This window comes from Pseudoalteromonas sp. C2R02 (assembly GCF_018860845.1).
Taxonomy (GTDB): Bacteria; Pseudomonadota; Gammaproteobacteria; order Enterobacterales; family Alteromonadaceae; genus Pseudoalteromonas.
On the sequence record NZ_JAHKQC010000009.1, the window covers coordinates 26,085 to 48,459 of the forward strand.

Consider the following 22,375-nt stretch of genomic DNA (forward strand, 5'->3'; position numbering starts at 1 on the left):
AGTGTAGTAATAGCTTCAAAATATATCTAACAATTATAACTACAAGTTGATGATTCTTCTTCTAGAATCTATATTTACTGCAATATTAAACTTATGCTGAGTACCTTTATGACTATCTCTCAAAAGCTAATAGCGGCTTTTATTACAACAATCACGCTGCCTTTGTTAGTTATTTCTATTTTGATGGTAAGTCAAACTAGAGAGCAAGCTTATGAGAATATTCAAGATGCGAATACAAGAGAAGTTTCACAAATTGATAACGCTATAAATTTGTTTTTTAGTGAAATTGAAAAAAATGTAAATTACTTATCCCATCACTCACATGTCACATCAGGTGCCTCAGGTATAGAAACTTATTTAGATAATACAAACGCCACAGCTATGGACCCAACAGATAATGATCCAATAGAAGCAGATATATATAAATTATTTACAGAATTTGGCGAGTCTCATGATGGTATTTCATATATTTATATGGGTAATCTAGAAGGTGGATATACACAATGGCCTAATGGCAGTGTTGGCGCTAATTATGACCCTAGGCCTAGACCTTGGTTTAAAACGGGCATGCAAGCAGATGGCACAACTGTGAGAACAAAAGCTTATTACTGGGAACCTGATGATGCCGTTATTGTATCAACAGTAAAAGCAATTAAATCAGCTAATGGGGAATCATTTGGCGTAACAGGAATGGATGTTAGCCTTAAAGGCTTAACGGAAATGGTTTCGAAAATAAAATTAGGTGAGTCTGGTTACTTAATGCTAGTTGAAGATACCGGCACCATACTTGTTGATCCTAAACATACTAAAAATAACTTTAAACCACTTAATGAAGTTAGCAATGGTTTTTATAAACAATTATCAAAGCTCAGTAGCGGACAAGTTGAAATTGAGATTGATAGCGAAACTTATTTAGCAAATATATATACATCTAAAAAGCTTGGTTGGAAATTTATTGGCTTGCTTAAAACCAGCGAGGTATTGGCCTCAGCAAATAAAATGGCGACAACTATTATAGTGATAAGCTTAATTTTAATTGGTTTATTTTCAACTGGAGCAATTTATTTAGCACGTTTAATCTCTAAGCCTATTATTGAAGTAACCGATGGCTTAGAACTTATTTCTCAAGGTGGTGGCGACTTAACTCAAAGACTAACAATACGTACAGAAGATGAAACAGGAAAGCTAGCACATAGCTTTAATTTATTTTTAACTTCAATTGCCAATTTAGTTAAAGAAATCAATGATACATCACAAAATGTAAATGGCTCAGCTGATCAGTCTTCTAGCTTATCTCTCACTTTACATGATTCAATTCAATTACAACAACAAGCATTGGAACAAGCGGCTACCGCGGTAAACCAAATGGCAGCAACAGCAAATGAAGTTGCCTCAAGTTGTGCCAATGCAGCTGACTCTGCCAATACGTCAAAGCAAGCAGCGGATGATGGTAAAAAAATAATTGAAAAGTCAGTAACAAGTGTCAGCTCATTAAGTAAAACCATTAGAAGTGCTGCTGATGACATTCAACGCCTAGATATAGAAAGCCAAAACATAACATCCATATTAGATGTTATCAGGGGGATTGCTGAGCAAACTAATTTACTTGCACTCAATGCAGCGATAGAAGCAGCTAGAGCAGGGGAGCAAGGCCGAGGATTTTCGGTTGTTGCCGATGAAGTGAGAGCCTTGTCACAACGCACCTCAGAATCAACCGAAGAAATATCAGTACAGCTTGGTAAATTACGGAATATGACACAAAGTGTATCTAAGGAGATGAACGATAGTTTAGAAAAGTCTGATGAAACAGTAGACCTAACAACTGCTGCAAAAGATGCATTTGTGAGCATTACAAGCTCTGTTGATATGATAAGCAATATGAATACGCAAATTGCCACTGCAGCTGAAGAACAACAACATGTCGCTGAGGATATTAGTCGTAATGTAGTAGAAATTAAAAATGTAGCCGATGAAGTTGCCAATGTTGCAATCTCTGCAAATGACAATGCAGAGCACTTATCGGGTTTATCATCAAATCTCACAGCATTAGTAGGTAAATTTAAAACTTAACGCTTTTTATTAAAGCATTAAGCTTAAATTCAGATTGAGAGTGACATAATAGCCACATCTTCTAAAGAGTACTTTAGAAAACCAAATTCCCTTGTAGCATTTGTTGTTGAATGCACCTTAAGCCAGCCTTCATAGGTTGGCTTTTTTTATGTCAAAATATTAAAACTAGCGTTCAAATACTTCTTTTGTTGCTTGCTGATAAATACTTAAAAGCTCTTTACTATTAGTTGTACAAGAGTTCAGATCACTTAAATGACCATCTTTTAAACCATAAATCCAACCGTGAACCGTTAATTCTTGGCCTCTATCCCATGCATCTTGCACAATTGAAGTTTGGCTAACATTTTTAACTTGTTCAATAACGTTTAGCTCACATAAAGTATCTACACGTTTTTCGTAGTCTTCAATCGCATTTAATTGCTCAGTATGCTTTTCTTTAACATCTACAACATGTCTTAACCAGTTATCAATTAAGCCTAACTTTGCACCATCTAGTGCAGCTTTAACACCACCACAAGCATAATGACCAACAACCATAATATGCTTAACTTTTAATACTTCAACTGCATATTGCATTACTGACAAACAGTTATGATCTGTATGAACAACTACATTTGCTACATTTCTGTGTACAAATAGTTCACCTGGTAATAGACCTACAATTTCATTTGCTGGCACACGAGAGTCTGAACAGCCTATCCATAAGTAATCTGGATTTTGTTGCATTGACAGAACTTTAAAAAACTCAGGATTATCTTGAGTCGTTTGACATGCCCAATGTCGGTTATTATCAAATAAATTTTTTAAATGTTTCATTTTATCCCCTGTAATACAAAAATAATTAAATTTTATACGCTTGAATTAATATGTTTCTAGGTGTCACTTGTTTATCGCAAAACTCATTTACTGTTACTTGGTAACCATTATTTTGCAGATACAAAGCGCGATCTAAAATCAGCCAAATTTCAATTGGTCTTCGAAACAAATGACGTACCAATTCGATTTTTTCGGTTATTTTCTTTCTTGCTTTACCTTTTTGATAATAACTTTCAAAATCAATATCATTAGGTAAATCTAAAGATTTCTTTTCTGCAGCCCAAGTACAAAAGGCTTCAAAATTAGTTGAAAACATACTTTTACTTACTGACGGTACGCTAATATATTTGTCTGTACCCGTCACATCTCGCATCAACTGATCAAAACCTAAACGCCACTCTACCTCAAGGGTACGCTTTTGCGTGATCCGATCAGCTGCCGTAACCGTTTCTTGTAATGCGAGTTTTAAATCATAATTAGATAGATTTATTTCACTCTGTAAGGCTTCATCGCTCATTGCCTGATAATCATTGGAGTCTTGCATCAAATGATAACAACAGGGTGAAAGGGAAAGTTTTTGAGTGTGTGATGAAACTGCTTGTCTCATCAAGGTTTGATGCAATTGACCACAAGCATGCAATGCAACCGCATGTTGTTTTTGTTTAATCTGTTGCGATAAGTCATCTTGTAAAACATCGGCCTGAGTAAAGTTGATATTCATATCATGTTTTTTTGCCAAGGCAGTGCCCTGCTCACATAAATGCGGTTGAATTTCAATGCTATGTACTTTTTTAGTCCCTTTAAAAGCCAGCATTCGGCCCAAATGGCCTTTACCGGCGCACCATTCAAGCACAGGTAATTCGGTTTCATCAACAGCTGCCACAAATGATTTTAACTGGGCAAGTTTACGACCTTTAATGCCCGCCTCTAACCAAAATGGAAATTCCACTTCTTTTGTCACCATTGAAAATGTATCGGTAAGTTTTTTAAGGTCAGGTAATTGCGGGATCGCATCAGAAAAATATGCGTAAGATAAATCAGGGTTTTGTTCTAGTTCTAATAACTTTTCTGGGCTTAAATCATTAAGCTTATCGAATAACTGAGGCCATGGCAGTGCATTTTGAGAAAAAGCAAGTAGCTGCCAATATTGACGAGTTGAAACTAAAATCTGATCTAACTGTTTAAAATGAGCAAGGTAATTCATAAAACGACATAACAAAAAACGATGCCTAATTATAGCAGCGATAGCAAGCATATGATCATTTTTGAAGAATTAAAGATTTCTTAAATCTGAGATAAATATTACAATAAATAACCGTTAAATATCATTTTTCTTGTGTAAACAGTTTTGACAGATGTAATCCCTGATGTTTTATTCTGCCCACTATAAAATGATGGTTTCCAACTGAAAAATTAGTTTTTAGTATTATAAACGCTCTAATTATGACTAAAAATCTATAAAGCCCATTACAAATGGGCAACTTGAAAAATTTCGATTTAATCTTTCAATAATGCATTTAGGTCCTCTAGCATTCTTTCGTCTCCCATTGTATTTTCAAGAATCAATTTCACTTTTGGGTCTTCTGTATTTTCATATAGAAACAATAAATTTTGAGCTATTTTCTTTTGTTTATTAGGGCTAGAGCCCGATTGGAAGTATTGGGACATTAGCCCCTCAGCAGCAAGGTTTTTTACATAATCATTCGGTTCTTGCTCCAGCATTTTTGTAAATGACTGTGACAATCTTTCATCTACTAAAGGCGCTCTTGAAACGAGTTCTAGCGCTTGCAACCGCAGATTTTCATCTTGCATATTGTTTGTCATATCTAAAATGGCTTCAACAGCCTGATAATCATATTGTTCCAGACTTTTTTTGTTAAGAATGTACATATTCATCTGTAATTGGCTAATTGCAGCCAAACGCTCTGCTGCAGGTAGATTATCATTTAATATTTTTTGCTTTAAATCATTACTTACTTGATTTTCAAACTCAGAATCCGTTTTAATTCTTAGCTCATAGTCTTTAGGCAGATCCTCGTAAAACCCATATACTGGATTTTCAGCCTTCAATGTATCCATTTCTTTTTGTTTATGCTTTTCAATCAAAGAAAAAACGACTGTCTCTAATTCTTGTTGAGAATGATCCAAAGGCATAATGGTGTCTTCTCTAGAAAAAGAGCCAAGACGCGTTTCTAATTTAACTATTCGCTCTAACAAGTATTGAACCTCAATATCACTGCTTCTTACTTCAGGTTCACTCAGAGCGATTGATTGTTTATTACTGTATGTGCCTGTTGGTTCTTTTGTAACATCAGTTATTATGGAATTTTGTTGAATTAAATTCATTCCAGAAAATACCAAAGCGAGTATAGAGCAAAAAAGAGCGAAATTGAGTTTAAAAGAAGACATAATAACCTTAGCTTATTATAAAAACTTGGATTCTACTGCTTCAAATAAAAATTACTGTAAGAAAGTGTTTGTTATTCAAAAAGAGGTAGCTCACGATAAAATATCACGTGAGCTTTATACTTAATAAAAATTAAGCTTTATGATTTGCAGCTAAAAATCTTTGATAACAAGGGTTATCAGTTTCTTCTTGATAAACATAAGCTAATTTATCTAAGTGTTGCTTAAATTCGGCCATATCCTGATCTGCAACTTCAAATGCAGCCAATACATTACCTATAGCTGAACCGTGATTTCGATAATGAAATAAGCTGATATTCCAATTAGCACCCAGCGTATCTAAAAAGCGCTCTAAAGCACCTGGATGTTCAGGAAATTCAAACCTAAATAACTTTTCAGTTAATGGGCTACAAGGCTTACCACCCACCATATAACGGATATGTAGCTTAGCTAACTCGTTATCAGACAAGTCAATAAAATTATATTCTTTAGAAGCTAATTGTGACTTCAACTCATCAAGTTCATCCTGGCCATTCCTCAGGCCTATGCCTACATAAATTTCAGCATCATTACTATTGTCATAACGATAGTTAAACTCAGTAATCGTTCTGCCATCTAGTGCCTGGCAAAACTTTTTAAAGCTACCTTTTTCTTCATTAATAGTAACAGCTAAAAGTGCTTCATTTTTTTCACCAAGCGCAGTACGTTCAGCAACATAACGTAAGCGATCAAAGTTCAAGTTTGCACCCGATAACACTGCTGCTAGATTTTGGCCTTTTACACCGGTATCTAAACACCATTTTTTAAGCCCTGCTAATGCTAAGCCACCAGATGGTTCTGCAACAGCACGCGTAGATACAAAAATATCTTGCATCGCTGCACATATTTCATCACTTGATACGGTAATAACTTTATCGCAAAACTGCTGCGCTAATCTAAATGTTTCAGTGCCTATCACCTTTACTGCGACACCATCTGCAAAACTACCAACACGATCAAGTTCTACTGGTTTACCGGCTTTTAATGCGGCTTCTAAACACGCACTTTCTTGAAACTCTACGCCTATTACCTGTATTTCAGGATTAAGTGATTTGATATAAACAGCCATACCAGCCAATAAACCACCGCCACCAACCGGAATAAATACCGCATCTAAGTTTGGTAATTGCTGCATAAGTTCACGTGCAATGGTGCCTTGTCCTACGATGACATCAGGATCATCAAATGGTGGAACAAAGATAGCGCCCTCTTTTTCAGCAAGTTCTTTTGCATAAGCATTTGCAGCATCAAAATGATGACCATGTAAAATGACTTCACCACCTAAACTTCTTACTGCATTCACTTTTATATCAGGCGTGGTATCTGGCATCACGATCGCCGCGGTATGACCTAAGTGACTTGCACTTAATGCAACACCTTGTGCATGATTACCCGCTGAAGCTGTGACTACTTTAGAGTTAGCAGGTAATTTTTTTAGCTTATGAAAAGCACCACGTAGTTTAAATGAATAAACAGGTTGCTGATCTTCACGTTTAAGCCAAATGTTGTTTTCTAACTTTTTTTCAAGGCTGGTAACTGGGCTAACGTCAGTCAATTTAGCTAATGGCGCCATATTGGCTTGGATGATAGCTCTGAAATAATCTAATTCTTTACTGACCATATTACATTCCTACAGTTTGAATGACGCGAGTCATTCAAACTTAAATTCTATTTTTCTATTCGCTAGACAAGCTTGTCTAACTTAGCCAAATCTCTTACCGCACCTTTATCTGCACTTGTAACAAGTAGCGAATACGCTTTTAATGCAGGGCTTACAACACGGTTTCTATCAACTGGCTTATAAGCATCTTTACCTCTAGCGTCTTGTTTTTCACGGCGGGCCTTTAGCTCAGCATCAGAAAGATCTATTGAAATACCGCGGTTAGGGATATCTATAATAATTGAATCGCCGTCTTCAACTAATGCAATTGCGCCACCAGCAGCAGCTTCTGGTGAAGCATGACCAATTGATAAACCAGATGTACCGCCAGAGAAACGTCCATCAGTGATCAATGCACATTTTTCAGCTAAGCCCATAGATTTTAAATAACTTGTTGGATAAAGCATTTCTTGCATACCCGGTCCACCTTTAGGACCTTCATAGCGAATAACAACAACATCGCCCGCTTTAACTTCTTCATTTAAAATGCCATCAACAGCATCATCTTGTGATTCATATACTTTTGCTGGACCAGTAAAAGTCAACATGTCATCAACGACACCGGCACTTTTAACAATACAGCCATCAACAGCAATATTTCCGTAAAGTGCACATAAACCGCCGTCTTGTCTGAATGCATGTTCTACACTACGAACACAGCCATTTTCACGGTCGATATCAAGCTCTGGCCAACGACATTCTTGGCTCATACCTTTGGTTGTACGAATACCTGCAGGACCTGCTTTATAAAACTTTTGCGCTTTAACGTTATCTGGGTTTGTTGCATCCCATTTATTGATTAAATCGCCAATGCTACCACCAGCAACATGCTCACAAGATAAATCAAGTAAACCCGCTTTACCTAACTCATTTAAAATACCCATAATACCACCAGCGCGATGCACATCTTCAATATGGTATTCAGGTGTTGCAGGTGCAACTTTGCATAAATAAGGTGTTTTAAGAGAAAGCGCATTGATATGTGTCATATCAAAATCAACACCCGCTTCTTGTGCGGCTGCTAATAAATGTAATACAGTATTTGATGAACCACCCATCGCAATATCTAGTGTCATAGCGTTTTCGAATGCAGCTCGACTGGCAATATTACGAGGTAATACAGCTTCATTATCTTTTTGATAATACTCACGACATAAATCTACGATACGAGCAGATGCATCTAGGTATAACTGCTTACGATCTTTATGCGTTGCTAAAGTAGTCCCGTTTCCTGGCAATGCTAAGCCTAAGCCTTCTAATAAACAGTTCATTGAATTTGCTGTAAACATGCCAGAACAAGAACCACATGTAGGACATGCAGAGCGCTCCACTTGCTCCGATTGCTCATCGCTTACATTTGGATCGGCAGCTTGAACCATAGCATCTACTAAATCTAATTTCACATCAATAGATGCAAGCTTAGTTTTACCCGCCTCCATAGGTCCACCTGATACAAAAATCACAGGGATATTCAATCTAAATGCAGCAAGCATCATACCTGGCGTGATTTTGTCACAGTTTGAAATACATACCATAGCATCAGCACAATGGGCATTTACCATGTACTCAACTGAATCTGCAATCAAATCTCTAGAAGGTAAAGAATACAACATGCCACTGTGACCCATGGCAATACCATCATCTATCGCGATAGTATTAAACTCTTTTGGTACACCACCCGCTTCAGTGATTGCATCAGCTACTAGCTCACTTAACTGATTTAAATGTACGTGGCCTGGTACAAATTGGGTAAATGAATTTACAACCGCAATAATTGGTTTACCAAAATCCTTATCTGTCATACCTGTCGCACGCCATAATGCTCTTGCGCCTGCGCGTTTACGACCTTCAGTTGTAGTTGCACTTCTTAATTTAGCCATCATTTACCTCAATTTATTTCTGCAGCTATTTAGCTACATTTCCTCATTCCCAAAACTATTCTTTATTTCCACGCCGTGGTTTTTATAAAGATGCGTAATAGATTTATTCGTTTATATATTCTAACCAACCATGCTTATCTTCAGATTGACCTTTAACTAAGTCAAAATAAGCTTGTTGTAATTCTTTTGTGATAGGCCCACGTTTACCGCTACCTACTTGGATTTGATCGACACTACGTACAGGAACAACTTCAGCTGCAGTTCCCGTCATGAAAAATTCATCAGCTAGATATAATGCTTCTCGAGCGATCGATTCTTCACGAACTTCATAACCACGTTCTCGCGCTAATGTCATCAAAGTATCACGAGTTAAACCTGGTAAAATACATGCCGTTGTTGGTGGCGTATATAGAATGCCCTTTTTGATAACAAAAAGATTTTCGCCAGCACCTTCACTTAAATTACCATTAGTATCAAGTGCAATACCTTCAACATAACCGTTACGTTTAGCTTCACCTGAAATTAGTTGTGATGATAAGTAATTACCACCTGCTTTTGCGGCTGTTGGCATAGTATTAGGTGCTAAACGATTCCAAGATGAAATACATACATCTACGCCATTTTCTAAGCTTTCATCACCTAAATACGCACCCCACTGCATTGCAGCAACAGATACTTCGGCAAGATGCGATTTAGGGTTTAAACCTAAACCTACATTACCTAAATAAGCAAAAGGTCGTAAATATGCATTTGTTAAACCGTTTTCTTTTACGGCGTCTTTACATGCTTGTGTAATTTCTTCTAGTGTATAAGGAATTTCCATGCGATAAATTTTGGCTGAATCATATAAACGTTGAATATGATCAGTTAAACGAAAAATAGCCGGGCCCTTAGGGGTATCATACGCTCTGACACCTTCAAATACTGAACTACCGTAATGTAGAGCATGACTCAATACACTTGTTGTAGCTTGTTCAGCTGGAACCATTTTACCGTTAAACCAAATTAAATCTGACATGACAAATACCCTTTATATTTAAATTTATTAAATTGCTTGCTGGTGCGCTTGTTCAGCTAACTCTACTTGATGAACATCAATTAATTTTGCTAGTTGCAATGTAAGTAAATGGATTGGACGATCACTATCCACTGTCATATTTACAAAATACTTATCATCAACCGCTTCTAACTGTAACTGTAATAATGAAAAACCACGGTGGCGTACAACACGTAAAAAACGCTCTACTGCAACACTTTGATTTTTTACTTCAACTTTTAATTGATGTTTCATTTTTTCACCTCTGTAACCATTTGATCGTTTGCTGCACCTGGTGGAACTAGTGGCCAAACATTCTCTTGCTCATCGATACAAGCATGTAATATGTAAGGACCTTTTGAATCAACTAATGCTTGAACGGCATCATCTACTTCGCTTGCTTTCGTAATTGTTTGACCCTTAATGCCAAATACAGCCGCTAATGCAACAAAGTCCGGATTATCAGAGAGGATAGTCTCACTATAGCGTTCTTCAAAAAACATTTGCTGCCACTGTCTTACCATACCTAATCTTTGGTTATCTATTACTAATATTTTCACAGGTAAGTTATTACGACGGATCGTTGCAAGCTCTTGTATGTTCATCATGATCGAACCATCACCCGAGACTGTGATAACAAAGTCATCAGGACGAGCAACTTGCACACCTATTGCAGCAGGTAAACCAAAGCCCATAGTGCCTGCACCGCCACTACTTAAGTGATTTTTAGGACTATTAAACTTCATATGTTGCGCCACCCACATTTGGTGCTGACCTACATCACAACACACCACACCATTACTTGGCATTGTTTGGCTTAATTTATTTAATAAGTAAGGTGCAAAAACCTTTTCGCCAGGGTAGTCATAGCGCCAAGCGTGTTTTACCATCATTGACTTTATATGTATTAACCAAGATTCATTCGTTTGCGGATGCGCTAGTAAAGGCAATGAATCATGTAAATCTGCAATTAAAGATGCCTCAGCGGGTTTACGTTTGCCCACTTCAGCAGCATCTATATCTAAATGGATTATTTTTGCATTAGAAGCAAACTTACTTAAGTTACCAGTTACACGATCATCAAAACGCGCGCCAATACAAACTAATAAGTCACATTCTTGCACTGCTAAGTTAGCAGCTTGTCCGCCATGCATACCTAGCATGCCTAAATCATATTCGTAATCAGGTAATACAGAGCCTAGCGCTTTTAAAGTCGACACAGCAGGCATCTGTGTTTCATTTAAAAATGCCATTAATTTATCTTGTGCATCTGCAGCATGTACACCACCGCCTACATAAGCAACTGGAGTTTTAGCATTTTTAAGTAGCTCATTCGCTTTAGCAACTTCATTTAAGTCAACTTCAGGCTGATAATCTTCAGCAGCTAACCAAGGCTTAAAATTAACTTGTGCTAATTGAATATCTTTAGGAATATCAACTAATACTGGGCCAGGGCGACCAGAAGTCGCAACGTGAATTGCTTCTTGTAATATTTCAGCTAAATCTTCAGCGCGCTCAACCATATAACTGTGTTTAGTGATTGCTAAAGAAACACCTAAAACATCAACTTCTTGAAATGCATCAGAACCAATCGCAGCAGTTGGAACTTGTCCTGTGATGGCCAATAATGGAATTGAATCCATCATCGCATCTGCGATTGAAGTCACTAAGTTTGTAGCGCCAGGGCCTGATGTCGCAAAACACACTCCTAGTTTACCTGTGCTGCGGGTATAACCAATAGCCGAAAAACCCGCGGCTTGCTCATGGCGTGTTAAATAATGCTTAACCGGCGCACCGTAAAGTGCATCGTAGATAGGCATAATAGCGCCACCTGGATAACCAAATACGTCTTTTACACCATGCTTGGCTAGTAACTCAATTAATAACTCTGCGCCTGTCATCCTCAATCCCAACCCTGTACTTAAAAAAATGCTAACTAAAAATTTACAACCTAAAAACAAAAAACCCCTCGAACCAGTAGGTGCGAGGGGTTTTAGTTATTCTTGCTTAAATTACAGCACTAACCCGCCCCCGCGGTGATAATAATCACCACGATAATAATAATTTTGACGAGAGAGTTAGTTGTATTAAACATTAATAAATAATCACTTTTTTATAAAATTTACTTTTAAATTCGGTTAAAAAATAAAGGAGTTTTTCATCTCAACTTTATTTATTGGCTAATTTTTAACTTTTTAATGTGCTTATGTCAAGATATAAATAATTTTAAATTACACATCCAAAGGGATAATTAATTCACCTAATAAGATTTAAAACTTAAATATAGAATTAAATATCCATTGTATACAAAGGTATTAAAAATAATAAACCTTAATAGTCGTAAGATAATGCATATTCAGTTCTAATAAATTTACTTATAACTAAATCTTATATAACTAAACAATTTCCATTTATACAGTTTATTAATAGACATGTGGAACTGTTTACTTAAAAATAACCTTTTAGATTATAAAATAACAAAAAGGACTTTTAATGAAGTTTTTATTAAAGCTCACGTATATATTCACACTATTAATTTTAATATCGTTTAGTACTTCAATATTTGCGTCACCTTCTCTTTGGTTAGTAGAAAAAGAAGGTTCACCATTTAATCAGTCATATATATTTGGCACTGTTCATGTGGGTGATGCCAGCATGGCAAAACTACCAAATAAAGTAATTTCAGCCATAAAAGAAACAGATGAAGTGATTGTCGAAGTGGATATTTCTAAATTCACACCTTTCGAAATCCAATCTAAAACCATGCCATTTATGATGTTACCTGCAGGTAAAACATTAAAATCAGAATTAAAAGCCAAAAACTATCAAGTTATAGAAAGCTACTTCAAGCAAAAATCTATTGATATAAACTTATTTAGTACCATGCGACCTTGGGCTGTGATGTTAATCATTACTCAAATGGAATATCAAAACGCTGGTTATAGTGAAAATAATGGCATAGATAAACAAATCATCGCTTTTGCTAATAGAAATAAAATCAAAGTAGGGCAACTTGAAACTTTAGAACAGCAACTATCTATCTTCAGTAAATTATCTCCTTATAACGATGTTATGGTTTCAGATACTTTTGAACAGTTAAATGATATGAACACTCACTTTGAAAGCTTAATTAATAGCTGGAAAAATGGGTCACTTGAAGATTTAAACAAATACTATCAAGAAGTGTTCACTCAAGATGAGTTTGGTAAATTAGGCGAGAAAGTCATGTTAGTTGATAGAAACCAAAATTGGTTAAAGCAATTAGCACCTAGATTTAAAAACGAATCTTTATTTATCGCGGTTGGCGCATTACATTTAGCCTCTGAACAAGGGTTAATTCAACAATTAAGAAAGCAAGGTTATAAAATAACTAAAAAATAATTAATTTTATTTAAACCCTTTTTAAAAATCCTGCGTCTAACTTATTAAACGGTTAGAAAGCCCAGAAATAAGTTAGGCAAAAGGAATAATAAAATGAAAAAATTACTTATCGCATCAGGAATCATCGCATCTATATTAGCTACATCTGCTTTTGCTGACTCTCAAAAACGCATTGTAGAAAACCTGACCTTATCTGCAGATCAAAGTTTAGACATTAAATTTCCCGTTGGCAGTGTTGATATTGAAATTGTAGATGGCGACCAACTTGAAATAGAAATTGAATTAAAACCACAAAACTCTAACTGGAATAATTGGTTTTCTTCAGATAAAGATTTGAGCAGCATAAAGCTAGATAAAAATATCAGTAACTCACATGTCACATTAGAAATTGACGAAGATGATTTAAACCAAGAGTGGCATATTAAAGTGCCTCGTTCAGCAGAGATTGATATTGACCTAGGTGTTGGCAGTGTTGAAATTGATAACTTATCAAATTCAGTTGAAGTTGATGTAGGTGTAGGCTCAGTTGTCATTGATACAGATACTAATGACTTTAAGCGTATCGATTTAGAGTCTGGTGTAGGTGATACTCGCATTTCAGGGTTTTCAGGCGACTCAAGTCAAAAGCGTCAAATGGTAAGTTCTTCTAGTGCATACACAGGCTCAGGCTTATACCGCATAGAAGTAGAAGTTGGTGTAGGTGACGTAAAAGTACGTAACTAACCCTTAACGCAAAAATCTAGTTATCCAAAACTCCCAATCAAAAAAACCAGCATAAGCTGGTTTTTTATCAACTTATTAATGCTGTTTTACCTATTAATTACAACAAACCAATCGCAGTTTTATGTTCAAGCACTTCTATATGTAGGATTAAGTTATACCTCTCATTTAAAAGGCTTTGCTGTTACACAAAGCCTTTGCACATTTACAAAGAGACTGTTTTATAGATTTGATGCATCTAAGAAATCTTCTGAATGTGGGTCGCCACTGGTATTATTAAAGTTATTAGTGCTTTCAGCATTTTGCAATAACGCCGATCGAGTATTAATAAATGCTGAACCGTTTGCTTGTTGAGGGTGCGTAGCTAAATAAAGCGCTGCTGCACCTGCAACATGAGGTGACGCCATAGAAGTACCGCTCATAGTTGCAGTACCACCGCCTGGTTTAAGAGATAGTATTGTCCCGCCTGGTGCTGCAATGGCAACTGGCGCTGAATTGTTACTTGTCCAGCTAGCACTTTGTGAGCCCCAGTTCGAAAAACTATTCCAATCATCACCTTCTTTTGCTGAACTCACAGTAATAACCGTATCGGAATAACCCGCTGGAGTATAATTTGCGGCATTGTCGCTATCATTACCAGCTGCAACAACTACTACCACACCTGAATTACGGGCATTACAAATTGCTTCATGATATGCGTCATTACCTGTAAAACCATTATTAGTACAACTACCAGATACACTACCGCTACCACCAATAGACATATTAACAACAGCAGCTTCACCACGAGCTTGAACCTCAGAAGTTACCCAATCCAGTGCAGCTATGGTACTAGAGTTAGGACATGAACCTCGACTAGTACATATTTTACCTGCATGTAAAGTGACTTGAGATGCCATACCAACAACATCAATATCGTTATCTACAGCGCCGATTGTGCCACCTACATGTGTACCATGACCATGGTCGTCATCCCATGATTCATTACACCCTTTACCTTTACATTGTTCAAACGCCATACCATTGCCCATATTGGCAATCAAATCACTATGGTCAGAATCTAAGCCGGTATCAAGTACATAAACATGTACTCCAGCGCCTTCATTTGAATTAGCATCTGCGCCAGTACGTGCAATACCCCAAGGCATTACTTGAGCAGCCGGAGTCGTACCACCACCAGGTTTACCTCTATTTATTGTTTTTTCGCCATCAAACTCTACTGAAGCAACATGAGGGTTATTGCGTAATGCATCTAAGCGACCTTGTGTTACTGAGGCCGAAAAGCCAAAAAATGCACTACCATAAGCATGCTTTACAGCACCCACGCCCATACCCGCAGCTAGGTTTTTTGCATTGCTTTTATTTGCTTGATGTCCTGCAACTGCTAAATCAGATTTTAATTTTACAATCACATCTAATTTAGTATTGTTATTTGCTGCTACTGCAGAGCCCGCGCATAAAACTAATATGCTTGCTGCTAAGTGTTTTATTTGAAATTTCATATCTTGCCCTATTTTTATTTATTATTGATAAGTTCTAGTTGCAATTATTACTGCTCCATTGCAAATTACAGTTTTATCATGGGCGTAAATTAAAAATCCCCCTAGTAAATAAACGACAATTATTCGTCATTAAACGACTTTTCAAATAAATTATTCAAATATACGCGTTTCAAACATTGTTAACTTGATGTTAAAGATTCTATTGATATGCTAGCAACTCTAGCTAGATAAAAATGCCATGCTGAGGTTATATTGCCAATCACCATTTCAAAATTATTAATTGTTATTTTAATTAGCTGCATGTCTTTAGGTGTATTAAGCCAAGTATTAGCACAGCCACAAGCTATCTCTATTTTTATAACTGCGATTCAAGCTTTAACGTTTGGTTGTAGCTTAGCTTTATTAAACTTATTAAGGCTTAACTTTTCAAAGTCTGAAAAAATGTTTTGGCAATTTTGTTTATTAGCTATGGGTAGTAGTTTACTGTTAACTTTTATACCAACAGAAAGCTTTTCACCTAAAAATCAGCTTTTAGTAACTGATTATTTATATTTAGTATTTTATTTGTTTGCTTTAATCGCAATTGAAATTAATCCCAATTTAGGCTTAGTACCGGTCTCTAAAATTGCAATTGGTTTACTACCTAGAAGCATATTTGTCGTAGTCAGTTTTAGTTACTTTATTATCTTGCCAGCCAACTTTTCACAATCAGCCTATTTAACTTATTTGCCTTCTCACTATTTTTATTTATTAGTTGATTGTTTGCTGTTAGCCCAGCTTATTTACAACTTAAAGTATGCGCTTAATCAATATTGGCGTTGGGTGTATGCATGTTTTACTTTAGCAATAACATCATTAAGTATGAGTCATGGATTAGGGCTTTATAAACGACTTGATGCAACCCCAGCCGAAATATTAACTTGGCAGTATTTATTGATAGTAATGAGCTTAATTTGGATTTTAGCTGGGTGTTTATTATCTAAAGAACATTATCAAAGAAATATTAAAAGTAATAAATCGACTGCTTTTCCATTTTATAATCTAGTCTTTTTTATTGCTTTACCGCTTACCCATCTTATTGCTATAGATATAAAACCCAGCTTTATTGTTGATAATATAGGGCAAAGCATCTTAGTCATTTTATTAACCATAGCTGCATTTTGTTGGCTATATAGCGCTATTAAATCACAACAAAATACACAGATAAAAACCAATAAACAGTTAAACCAGCAACAAGAAATAAATCAGCATTTAATTTCTGAAATCTCTCGTTTGAGCGATGAAATTACTTACAGTGAAGAAAAAGCCATAGTGAGTTCATCAAATAATGCCATTTTAACCTGTAATATCTCAGGAAAAATTCTGAGCGCAAACCCTGCTGCAGTACAATTATTTCAGCGGCTTGAGGATGAATTACTACAATCCCATGCTGATATTTTATTTGCACCAAATGATGAAATAAAATTATTTTTTAACTTTCAGAGTAACTTACATACACTACAAAGAAACACGCAAGGTATTTCAAAAGAGTGTATTGCACTGCGATCAGATCAACATCAATTCCCCGCAAATGCAGCATTTCAATGGGCTGAACGTGCTGAACAACCCTTAGTAGTATTAACCTTTATTGATTTAACTTCCCGTAAGCTAGCTGAGCAAAAAAATCTAGAATCAAAAGACAATTTTATAGCCAATATCTCTCATGAGCTCAGAACACCACTGACGATTATCAATGGCATTATCGATCATCAATTGGAAGGTAGCCAAAATCAAAACGAAGTAACCGAACTCACCACAGCCAAACGTAACGGACTCAGGTTAGTTCGTATGGTTGAACAACTACTTGAACTTTCAAGGTTAGCTGATACACCGCCTTTAGAAAAATTAGCATATTCATTAAAGCCCTTAATGCAAATGCCACTTCAGTCATTTTCACGTTTAGCTAAACAAAGTGGTTTAGAGTTTGAATTTGATATTTGTGATGATACTTATATTGAATGTGACGCCCAAAGCTTTGAAAAAATCCTCTTTAACCTATTAGCTAATGCGATTAAATACACACCTAAAGGTGGCTCAGTTAAAGTCAGTGTATATAGTGAAAACAACGAAGTATTTATCAATATCATAGATACAGGTATAGGCATTAATGCCAATTTACACGATAAAATATTCCAACGTTTTCATCGTGCAGATGAAGTGATGAATAAATCCACTTTTGGTGTTGGTATCGGATTATCACTCGTTAATGAATTAGTTAAAGCGCATGGTTGGCGACTTAATTTGATCAGTGAAGAAGGTGCTGGTAGCCGCTTTACTTTAGTTATTCCCACAAGCCAACAAAAAGGTGCTCAAACAGATATACCACATAGCTTTTCAGAACAAGAAGTGGGCTCTTTAATTGTGCAACAACCTAAAGAGCAAATAACAAAAAATAAAAACTCACAACAAGTTGTACTGGTTATTGAAGATAATGCCGATATGCAAACACATATTAAACGTGTCATAGAGCAACAACATCATTGTATTTTGGCTGATAGCGGTGAAAGCGGCATTGAACTCGCCCTTTCTACCATTCCTGACATTATAGTATGTGATTTAATGCTGCCTGGCATTGATGGTTTTGCTACCTTGAGCGCATTAAAAGAGCATGAGCTCACTAATCATATTCCTGTTGTTATGCTCACTGCTAGAGGAGATTTAGATAGTCGGATTTCAGGATTTGAGCTTAAAGCCGATGAATATCTCAGTAAACCATTTAATCAGCAAGAATTGTTAGTACGCATTAATAGCTTAATAGAAAACCGTAAACAGCTTAAAACAATACATCAGGCTCATGCTAAAAAAGATCTGCAAAACAATAACAAAAAAGACACATTAGAAACGGCCATTGAACTATCAGCTGAGGTTGATATTTGCGAAACACAAACAGATAAGTTTTTAATAAAACTAGCAGAAGTCACTAGCCAGCTATATACCAATATGGATTTAGACATTCACTTGCTTGCTAAAGAACTAGCCGTAAGTGAACGCCAACTTCAAAGGAAACTAAAAACCTTACTGGATATTAGTCCAAATAATTACATCAAAGAGTTTAGATTAGAGAAAGCCAAAGAAAGATTAGTTAACGGAGAACAAATAGGTCAAGTTGCACTCGCAGTTGGTTTTACTTCTCAGACCTATTTTGGACGTTGTTTTAAAGAAAGTTTTGACTGCACGCCTAAGCAATATCAAAAGCAAAATAGTGAGTAAAAATGGTTATTATCACTCTATTTTAGATTTTCCTTTTTAATTTCTCCTTTATTTTTGTACCAAGGCATTAAAAAGTAACAGATTAGATAAATTAATAGACCACTACCCCAAATATAGTTGATGCAACAAATACAATTCTCACAAGTGTTGCATCAGTAGAGAAGTATTTTGCGATTCCGTCACATACACCTATAAGTATAGGTTCAGACCCTAATGCCATTTTCTTTTTAGTTTTTTTTGTCATATTCATATAGAAATCCTGTTCATAATTAATATTTAAATGAAAAAATCACTTTACCTATGATTCATATAATTACCTGCAGAATATCAGTGTCACATGTTGTTATCAATTTATTGATAGAACTAAATAAATATACTCTTTAAGATATAATCCTCTTTAAAATTAGATTGATAGAAAATCATTGATGTTTCACAGTCACTAGCTGTTTTATTTGTGTAATATCCTCTACAGCCACCAGCTGGTTATAATTAAATGGATACTCAATTGGCTGATAGATCCCCAGCCACTGGCTATTTTGAACATTATTAAGGGCAACTTCAGCAATAATGCTCGTATGATCCCAACTAAGCTCCTGTGGGCGCTCTCGATTAAATGGAAAGAAAGAATAACCAACAGTTAAACTGGCATTCTCTAAGGCAATATTATCTTGCTTGCCTGCTAAATTTTGCGCAAGTAAGCTCACATTATTATCTTTTTCAGATCCTATAATGGCAAAAATATCATCAGACCAACGTACAACTAAATCATCTTCAGCACATTTGTAACCTAAGTATTCAGCCACATTAACAAGTACGCGATCAGATGGGTTAGATTCTGATTTAACATTAATTAACATTAAAAACAGTCTAGGTAATAAAGACTGCTGTGCTGGGCTAATATTTTGATGTATTTGCGTCATTAATCGTGATGTTTGTTCAATATAAATATCTAAATAACGGCGACTTTTTGCACCCGTTAATTTATCTGATATCGCTGATGCTTCTAGCTTTTGATTTAGTGCGACCAGTTCAATATTTTGATTTTTAAACTCTTGGGTTTTTTCATAAACCTCACTTTTAAGCTTGAGCCTTTGCTGCTGCTCAACAACTAATTTTCGTGTCATTATTCGTGAGTACATTAGTAATAAAAGCGCAAGTAAGCTGGCATATAACACATACGCCCACCAAGTATTCCAAGGAGCTGGATGCACTTTTATTTTCAAATTAACATCCGCTTCACCCCATACACCAAAGTTATTTGCCGCACGTATTTGTAATTGATATTCACCCGCAGCTAAATTGGTGTAAGTTGCACGTCTTAATTTACCTGCTTCAATCCACTGCTTATCAAACCCTTGTAATCTATATTTAAATTGATTTGATTCAGGTGACGCAAAGTCTAATCCTGTATATTCGAATGCAATTAACTTATCAGTATAATCAAATTCTATTTTTTCTAATTGAGATAAAGGTTTATTAAATTTAAGTTTAGTATTGAGAGAATAGATATCTGTTAGCTGTACTTGCGGAGCATGTTGGTTTGAAAGCAACATATCAGGATCAAGCATGTTAAATCCTTTTGCACTGCCAAATAATAATTGATTGTTTTTAGTTTGCAATATTGCCTGAAAGTTATATTCTAAATCAAGTAAACCATGACTAATATTAAAGTGAACAAAACGTTTTTCATCCACAAAATATCGTGAAACGCCTTTATTGGTAATCATCCATAATGACCCACTATCATCCTCTGTCAAACCAAACACAGTACTCGTTTTCATGCCATGATTAATATTAATATGCTTAAATTCAGCAGTATTTTTTATTTTATTTTCAGCAACTAATAAATTCAAACCATTGGCTTCCGTGCCTATCCATAAGTTCTCTTTGCTATCTAAAAACAATGTCCAAGCAACATCACTACTTAAAGTATTCTTATTCTTGTGATCATGTTTAAAAACCTGAATATCTCCAGTTTTAGTATTCAGTTTATTCAAGCCTCCACCATCAGTTGCTAACCATAATATATGATTCTTATCAGGTAGAATTTGTAATATACGGTCAGTACTCAGTGCTATAGAGTGTGAACCTTTACTTGCTCGATAATGACTAAACCCTTCATCTTCGAAGCGATTTAACCCCCCATGATAGGTTGAGACCCAAATTACACCTTGGTTATCAACTTTAATATCTGTAATACTGTTTGCAGATAATGATCTTGGGTTATTATCATTTTGCTGATAGTGAGTTATTTGCTCCGTTTGTTTATTTATGCGAAAAATACCTGATGCACGTGTACCTAGCCAAATATAACTCCCATGATTCAAAATTGCCATTATCCTTTTGTCATTCAAATACTGGTTATACTTTGGCTGTTCAACGTTCAATGTCCTTAAATCAAGCACATTCACACCACCTCCATATGTTGCTATGAGCACTTGATTACTGTTTAACTGAGCAAATTTATGAATGCTGTTATTATTTAAACCACTTTTATTTTGTAAGGTGAACTGTTTAAATGTTGCAACATTAGGATCCCACCTATTAAGGCCTGAAAACGTGCCCAACCAAATCATTTTCCCTTTATCTTCAAAAATATTAAGAATGGTATTGTTAGATAAACTGTTAATATCGTTATTAGCATGAATAAAACTTTGAAACCCTTGTGTTTGCGCATTATATAAATTCAAACCTTTATCAGTCCCAACCCAAATACGATTATCACTATCCTGAAATAAGGTGGTTACTATATTACTTGCTAATGAATTATCTACATTAGAATTATGTTTAAAGTGGGTAAATGTTCCATTTAATGGCTGGTAACGGCTTAATCCTCCCTCGACTGTTCCAATCCAAATATTACCATCAATATCATGTAATAAAGCTCTGATTATATTACTTGGAATGCTATGTGGATTTTCATTATTATGAACTAATTTAGAGATTAACTTCCCTGATAAAGAATAAACATATATACCTTCGTTTTCTGTACCAACCCATAGTTGATTATTCACTTCAATTAATGCTCTTACACTCACATCAGTCAATTCACTGGCAATGTTTTTAATAACTTCAGTACCATGAATTAACTTATTTAACCCTTTTTCAGTGCCAATCCAAAGGTCACTCTGTGAGTCCTCAAAGAGTAAAGTGACATTATTATTACTAAGGGAGTTTTGTTTAGTATGCTCTACAAAACGCGCAAAACTATTACTGTTAGGTTGAAATAAGTTAAGCCCCCCTCCTCGTGTACCAATCCAAAGCTGACCTTGAGAATCAGTTAATAAGGAGCTTATGATGTTATGACTTAAAGAGTTTTTTTCATCTGGATTATGGTGGTATGAAACTAATTGATAACCATCAAAACGACTTAAACTTTCATGAGTCCCAAGCCAAATAAACCCATCTTGATCTTGTGTTATCGCACGAATTGATTGATGAGAAACATCTAAATTTGTCGGTAGCTTTTTAAAAAAATCAGGTTCAAACGCAGCTAAATTACAAACAAAAAAGAAGAGAAAAATAAAACTAGCAAAAAGTTTGAATTTCGAATTCATAAATAACAACTATGATAAGTAATAAAACTATCTTAACTAAAAACAATATAAAAAAAAGG

15 protein-coding genes are annotated in these 22,375 nt (G+C 35.6%); 4 read left to right on the forward strand and 11 right to left on the reverse strand.

Features of this window, described 5'->3' with window-relative positions; all coding sequences use genetic code 11:
• The first annotated feature begins 108 nt into the window (after positions 1 to 108).
• On the forward strand, positions 109 to 2,070 hold the full coding sequence (locus KO527_RS01475) for a methyl-accepting chemotaxis protein (protein WP_216038626.1): 1,962 nt from the start codon (positions 109 to 111) through the stop codon (positions 2,068 to 2,070).
• Between the two features lie 165 nt (positions 2,071 to 2,235).
• Here KO527_RS01475 and can read toward each other — a convergent pair whose 3' ends face one another.
• From can to ilvG, 8 genes are all read right to left on the reverse strand, one after another.
• The gene (gene can, locus KO527_RS01480) at positions 2,236 to 2,886 is read right to left on the reverse strand and encodes a carbonate dehydratase (protein ID WP_216038627.1); all 651 of its coding nucleotides are present in this window, start codon (positions 2,884 to 2,886) and stop codon (positions 2,236 to 2,238) included.
• A 25-nt stretch (positions 2,887 to 2,911) separates the two neighbouring features.
• On the reverse strand, positions 2,912 to 4,090 hold the full coding sequence (locus tag KO527_RS01485; RefSeq protein ID WP_216038628.1) for a methyltransferase: 1,179 nt from the start codon (positions 4,088 to 4,090) through the stop codon (positions 2,912 to 2,914).
• 293 nt (positions 4,091 to 4,383) lie between these two features.
• Positions 4,384 to 5,295 (reverse strand): hypothetical protein, encoded by a 912-nt coding sequence (locus KO527_RS01490; RefSeq protein WP_216038629.1) that lies wholly within the window; start codon positions 5,293 to 5,295, stop codon positions 4,384 to 4,386.
• Between the two features lie 130 nt (positions 5,296 to 5,425).
• Positions 5,426 to 6,952 (reverse strand): threonine ammonia-lyase, biosynthetic, encoded by a 1,527-nt coding sequence (gene ilvA, locus KO527_RS01495; protein ID WP_216038630.1) that lies wholly within the window; start codon positions 6,950 to 6,952, stop codon positions 5,426 to 5,428.
• A 62-nt stretch (positions 6,953 to 7,014) separates the two neighbouring features.
• Positions 7,015 to 8,871, reverse strand: coding sequence for a dihydroxy-acid dehydratase (gene ilvD / locus KO527_RS01500; protein WP_216038631.1), 1,857 nt, complete (start codon positions 8,869 to 8,871; stop codon positions 7,015 to 7,017).
• 103 nt (positions 8,872 to 8,974) lie between these two features.
• Positions 8,975 to 9,889 carry a branched-chain amino acid transaminase gene (locus tag KO527_RS01505; protein ID WP_216038632.1) on the reverse strand — a complete coding sequence of 305 codons (915 nt, stop codon included), beginning with the start codon at positions 9,887 to 9,889 and terminating at the stop codon, positions 8,975 to 8,977.
• Positions 9,890 to 9,916: 27 nt separating this feature from the next.
• Positions 9,917 to 10,162, reverse strand: coding sequence for an acetolactate synthase 2 small subunit (ilvM, locus tag KO527_RS01510; protein ID WP_216038633.1), 246 nt, complete (start codon positions 10,160 to 10,162; stop codon positions 9,917 to 9,919).
• Positions 10,159 to 11,808, reverse strand: coding sequence for an acetolactate synthase 2 catalytic subunit (ilvG, locus tag KO527_RS01515; protein ID WP_216038634.1), 1,650 nt, complete (start codon positions 11,806 to 11,808; stop codon positions 10,159 to 10,161). Before ilvG ends, ilvM begins: the two co-directional genes overlap by 4 nt.
• A gap of 592 nt (positions 11,809 to 12,400) precedes the next feature.
• On the opposite strand from ilvG, the gene KO527_RS01520 reads away from it, so the two are divergent.
• Both KO527_RS01520 and KO527_RS01525 read left to right on the forward strand, forming a co-directional pair.
• Positions 12,401 to 13,288 carry a TraB/GumN family protein gene (locus KO527_RS01520; RefSeq protein ID WP_216038635.1) on the forward strand — a complete coding sequence of 296 codons (888 nt, stop codon included), beginning with the start codon at positions 12,401 to 12,403 and terminating at the stop codon, positions 13,286 to 13,288.
• Between the two features lie 93 nt (positions 13,289 to 13,381).
• Positions 13,382 to 14,011 (forward strand): hypothetical protein, encoded by a 630-nt coding sequence (locus tag KO527_RS01525; protein ID WP_216038636.1) that lies wholly within the window; start codon positions 13,382 to 13,384, stop codon positions 14,009 to 14,011.
• A 218-nt stretch (positions 14,012 to 14,229) separates the two neighbouring features.
• On the opposite strand, the gene KO527_RS01530 is transcribed toward KO527_RS01525, so the two are convergent.
• Complete coding sequence (locus KO527_RS01530; protein WP_216038637.1) at positions 14,230 to 15,510, reverse strand: S8 family serine peptidase; 1,281 nt, start codon at positions 15,508 to 15,510, stop codon at positions 14,230 to 14,232.
• A gap of 252 nt (positions 15,511 to 15,762) precedes the next feature.
• On the opposite strand from KO527_RS01530, the gene KO527_RS01535 reads away from it, so the two are divergent.
• Positions 15,763 to 18,759, forward strand: coding sequence for an ATP-binding protein (locus KO527_RS01535; RefSeq protein WP_216038638.1), 2,997 nt, complete (start codon positions 15,763 to 15,765; stop codon positions 18,757 to 18,759).
• Positions 18,760 to 18,850: 91 nt separating this feature from the next.
• Here the strand turns inward: KO527_RS01535 and KO527_RS01540 are convergent, their stop codons facing one another.
• Entirely contained in the window at positions 18,851 to 19,009 is a 159-nt protein-coding gene (locus KO527_RS01540; protein WP_216038639.1) for a PspC domain-containing protein, read from the reverse strand.
• Positions 19,010 to 19,178: 169 nt separating this feature from the next.
• Positions 19,179 to 22,316, reverse strand: coding sequence for a two-component regulator propeller domain-containing protein (locus KO527_RS01545; protein WP_216038640.1), 3,138 nt, complete (start codon positions 22,314 to 22,316; stop codon positions 19,179 to 19,181).
• Positions 22,317 to 22,375: the final 59 nt, after the last annotated feature.

What these genes read in the sequence shown, in the direction of transcription:
- KO527_RS01475 (WP_216038626.1), top strand. Translation starts at nt 109, where the DNA reads ATGACTATCTCTCAAAAGCTAATAGCGGCTTTTATTACAACAATCACG.
- can (WP_216038627.1), bottom strand. Translation starts at nt 2,886, where the DNA reads ATGAAACATTTAAAAAATTTATTTGATAATAACCGACATTGGGCATGT.
- KO527_RS01485 (WP_216038628.1), bottom strand. Translation starts at nt 4,090, where the DNA reads ATGAATTACCTTGCTCATTTTAAACAGTTAGATCAGATTTTAGTTTCA.
- KO527_RS01490 (WP_216038629.1), bottom strand. Translation starts at nt 5,295, where the DNA reads ATGTCTTCTTTTAAACTCAATTTCGCTCTTTTTTGCTCTATACTCGCT.
- ilvA (WP_216038630.1), bottom strand. Translation starts at nt 6,952, where the DNA reads ATGGTCAGTAAAGAATTAGATTATTTCAGAGCTATCATCCAAGCCAAT.
- ilvD (WP_216038631.1), bottom strand. Translation starts at nt 8,871, where the DNA reads ATGGCTAAATTAAGAAGTGCAACTACAACTGAAGGTCGTAAACGCGCA.
- KO527_RS01505 (WP_216038632.1), bottom strand. Translation starts at nt 9,889, where the DNA reads ATGTCAGATTTAATTTGGTTTAACGGTAAAATGGTTCCAGCTGAACAA.
- ilvM (WP_216038633.1), bottom strand. Translation starts at nt 10,162, where the DNA reads ATGAAACATCAATTAAAAGTTGAAGTAAAAAATCAAAGTGTTGCAGTA.
- ilvG (WP_216038634.1), bottom strand. Translation starts at nt 11,808, where the DNA reads ATGACAGGCGCAGAGTTATTAATTGAGTTACTAGCCAAGCATGGTGTA.
- KO527_RS01520 (WP_216038635.1), top strand. Translation starts at nt 12,401, where the DNA reads ATGAAGTTTTTATTAAAGCTCACGTATATATTCACACTATTAATTTTA.
- KO527_RS01525 (WP_216038636.1), top strand. Translation starts at nt 13,382, where the DNA reads ATGAAAAAATTACTTATCGCATCAGGAATCATCGCATCTATATTAGCT.
- KO527_RS01530 (WP_216038637.1), bottom strand. Translation starts at nt 15,510, where the DNA reads ATGAAATTTCAAATAAAACACTTAGCAGCAAGCATATTAGTTTTATGC.
- KO527_RS01540 (WP_216038639.1), bottom strand. Translation starts at nt 19,009, where the DNA reads ATGAATATGACAAAAAAAACTAAAAAGAAAATGGCATTAGGGTCTGAA.
- KO527_RS01545 (WP_216038640.1), bottom strand. Translation starts at nt 22,316, where the DNA reads ATGAATTCGAAATTCAAACTTTTTGCTAGTTTTATTTTTCTCTTCTTT.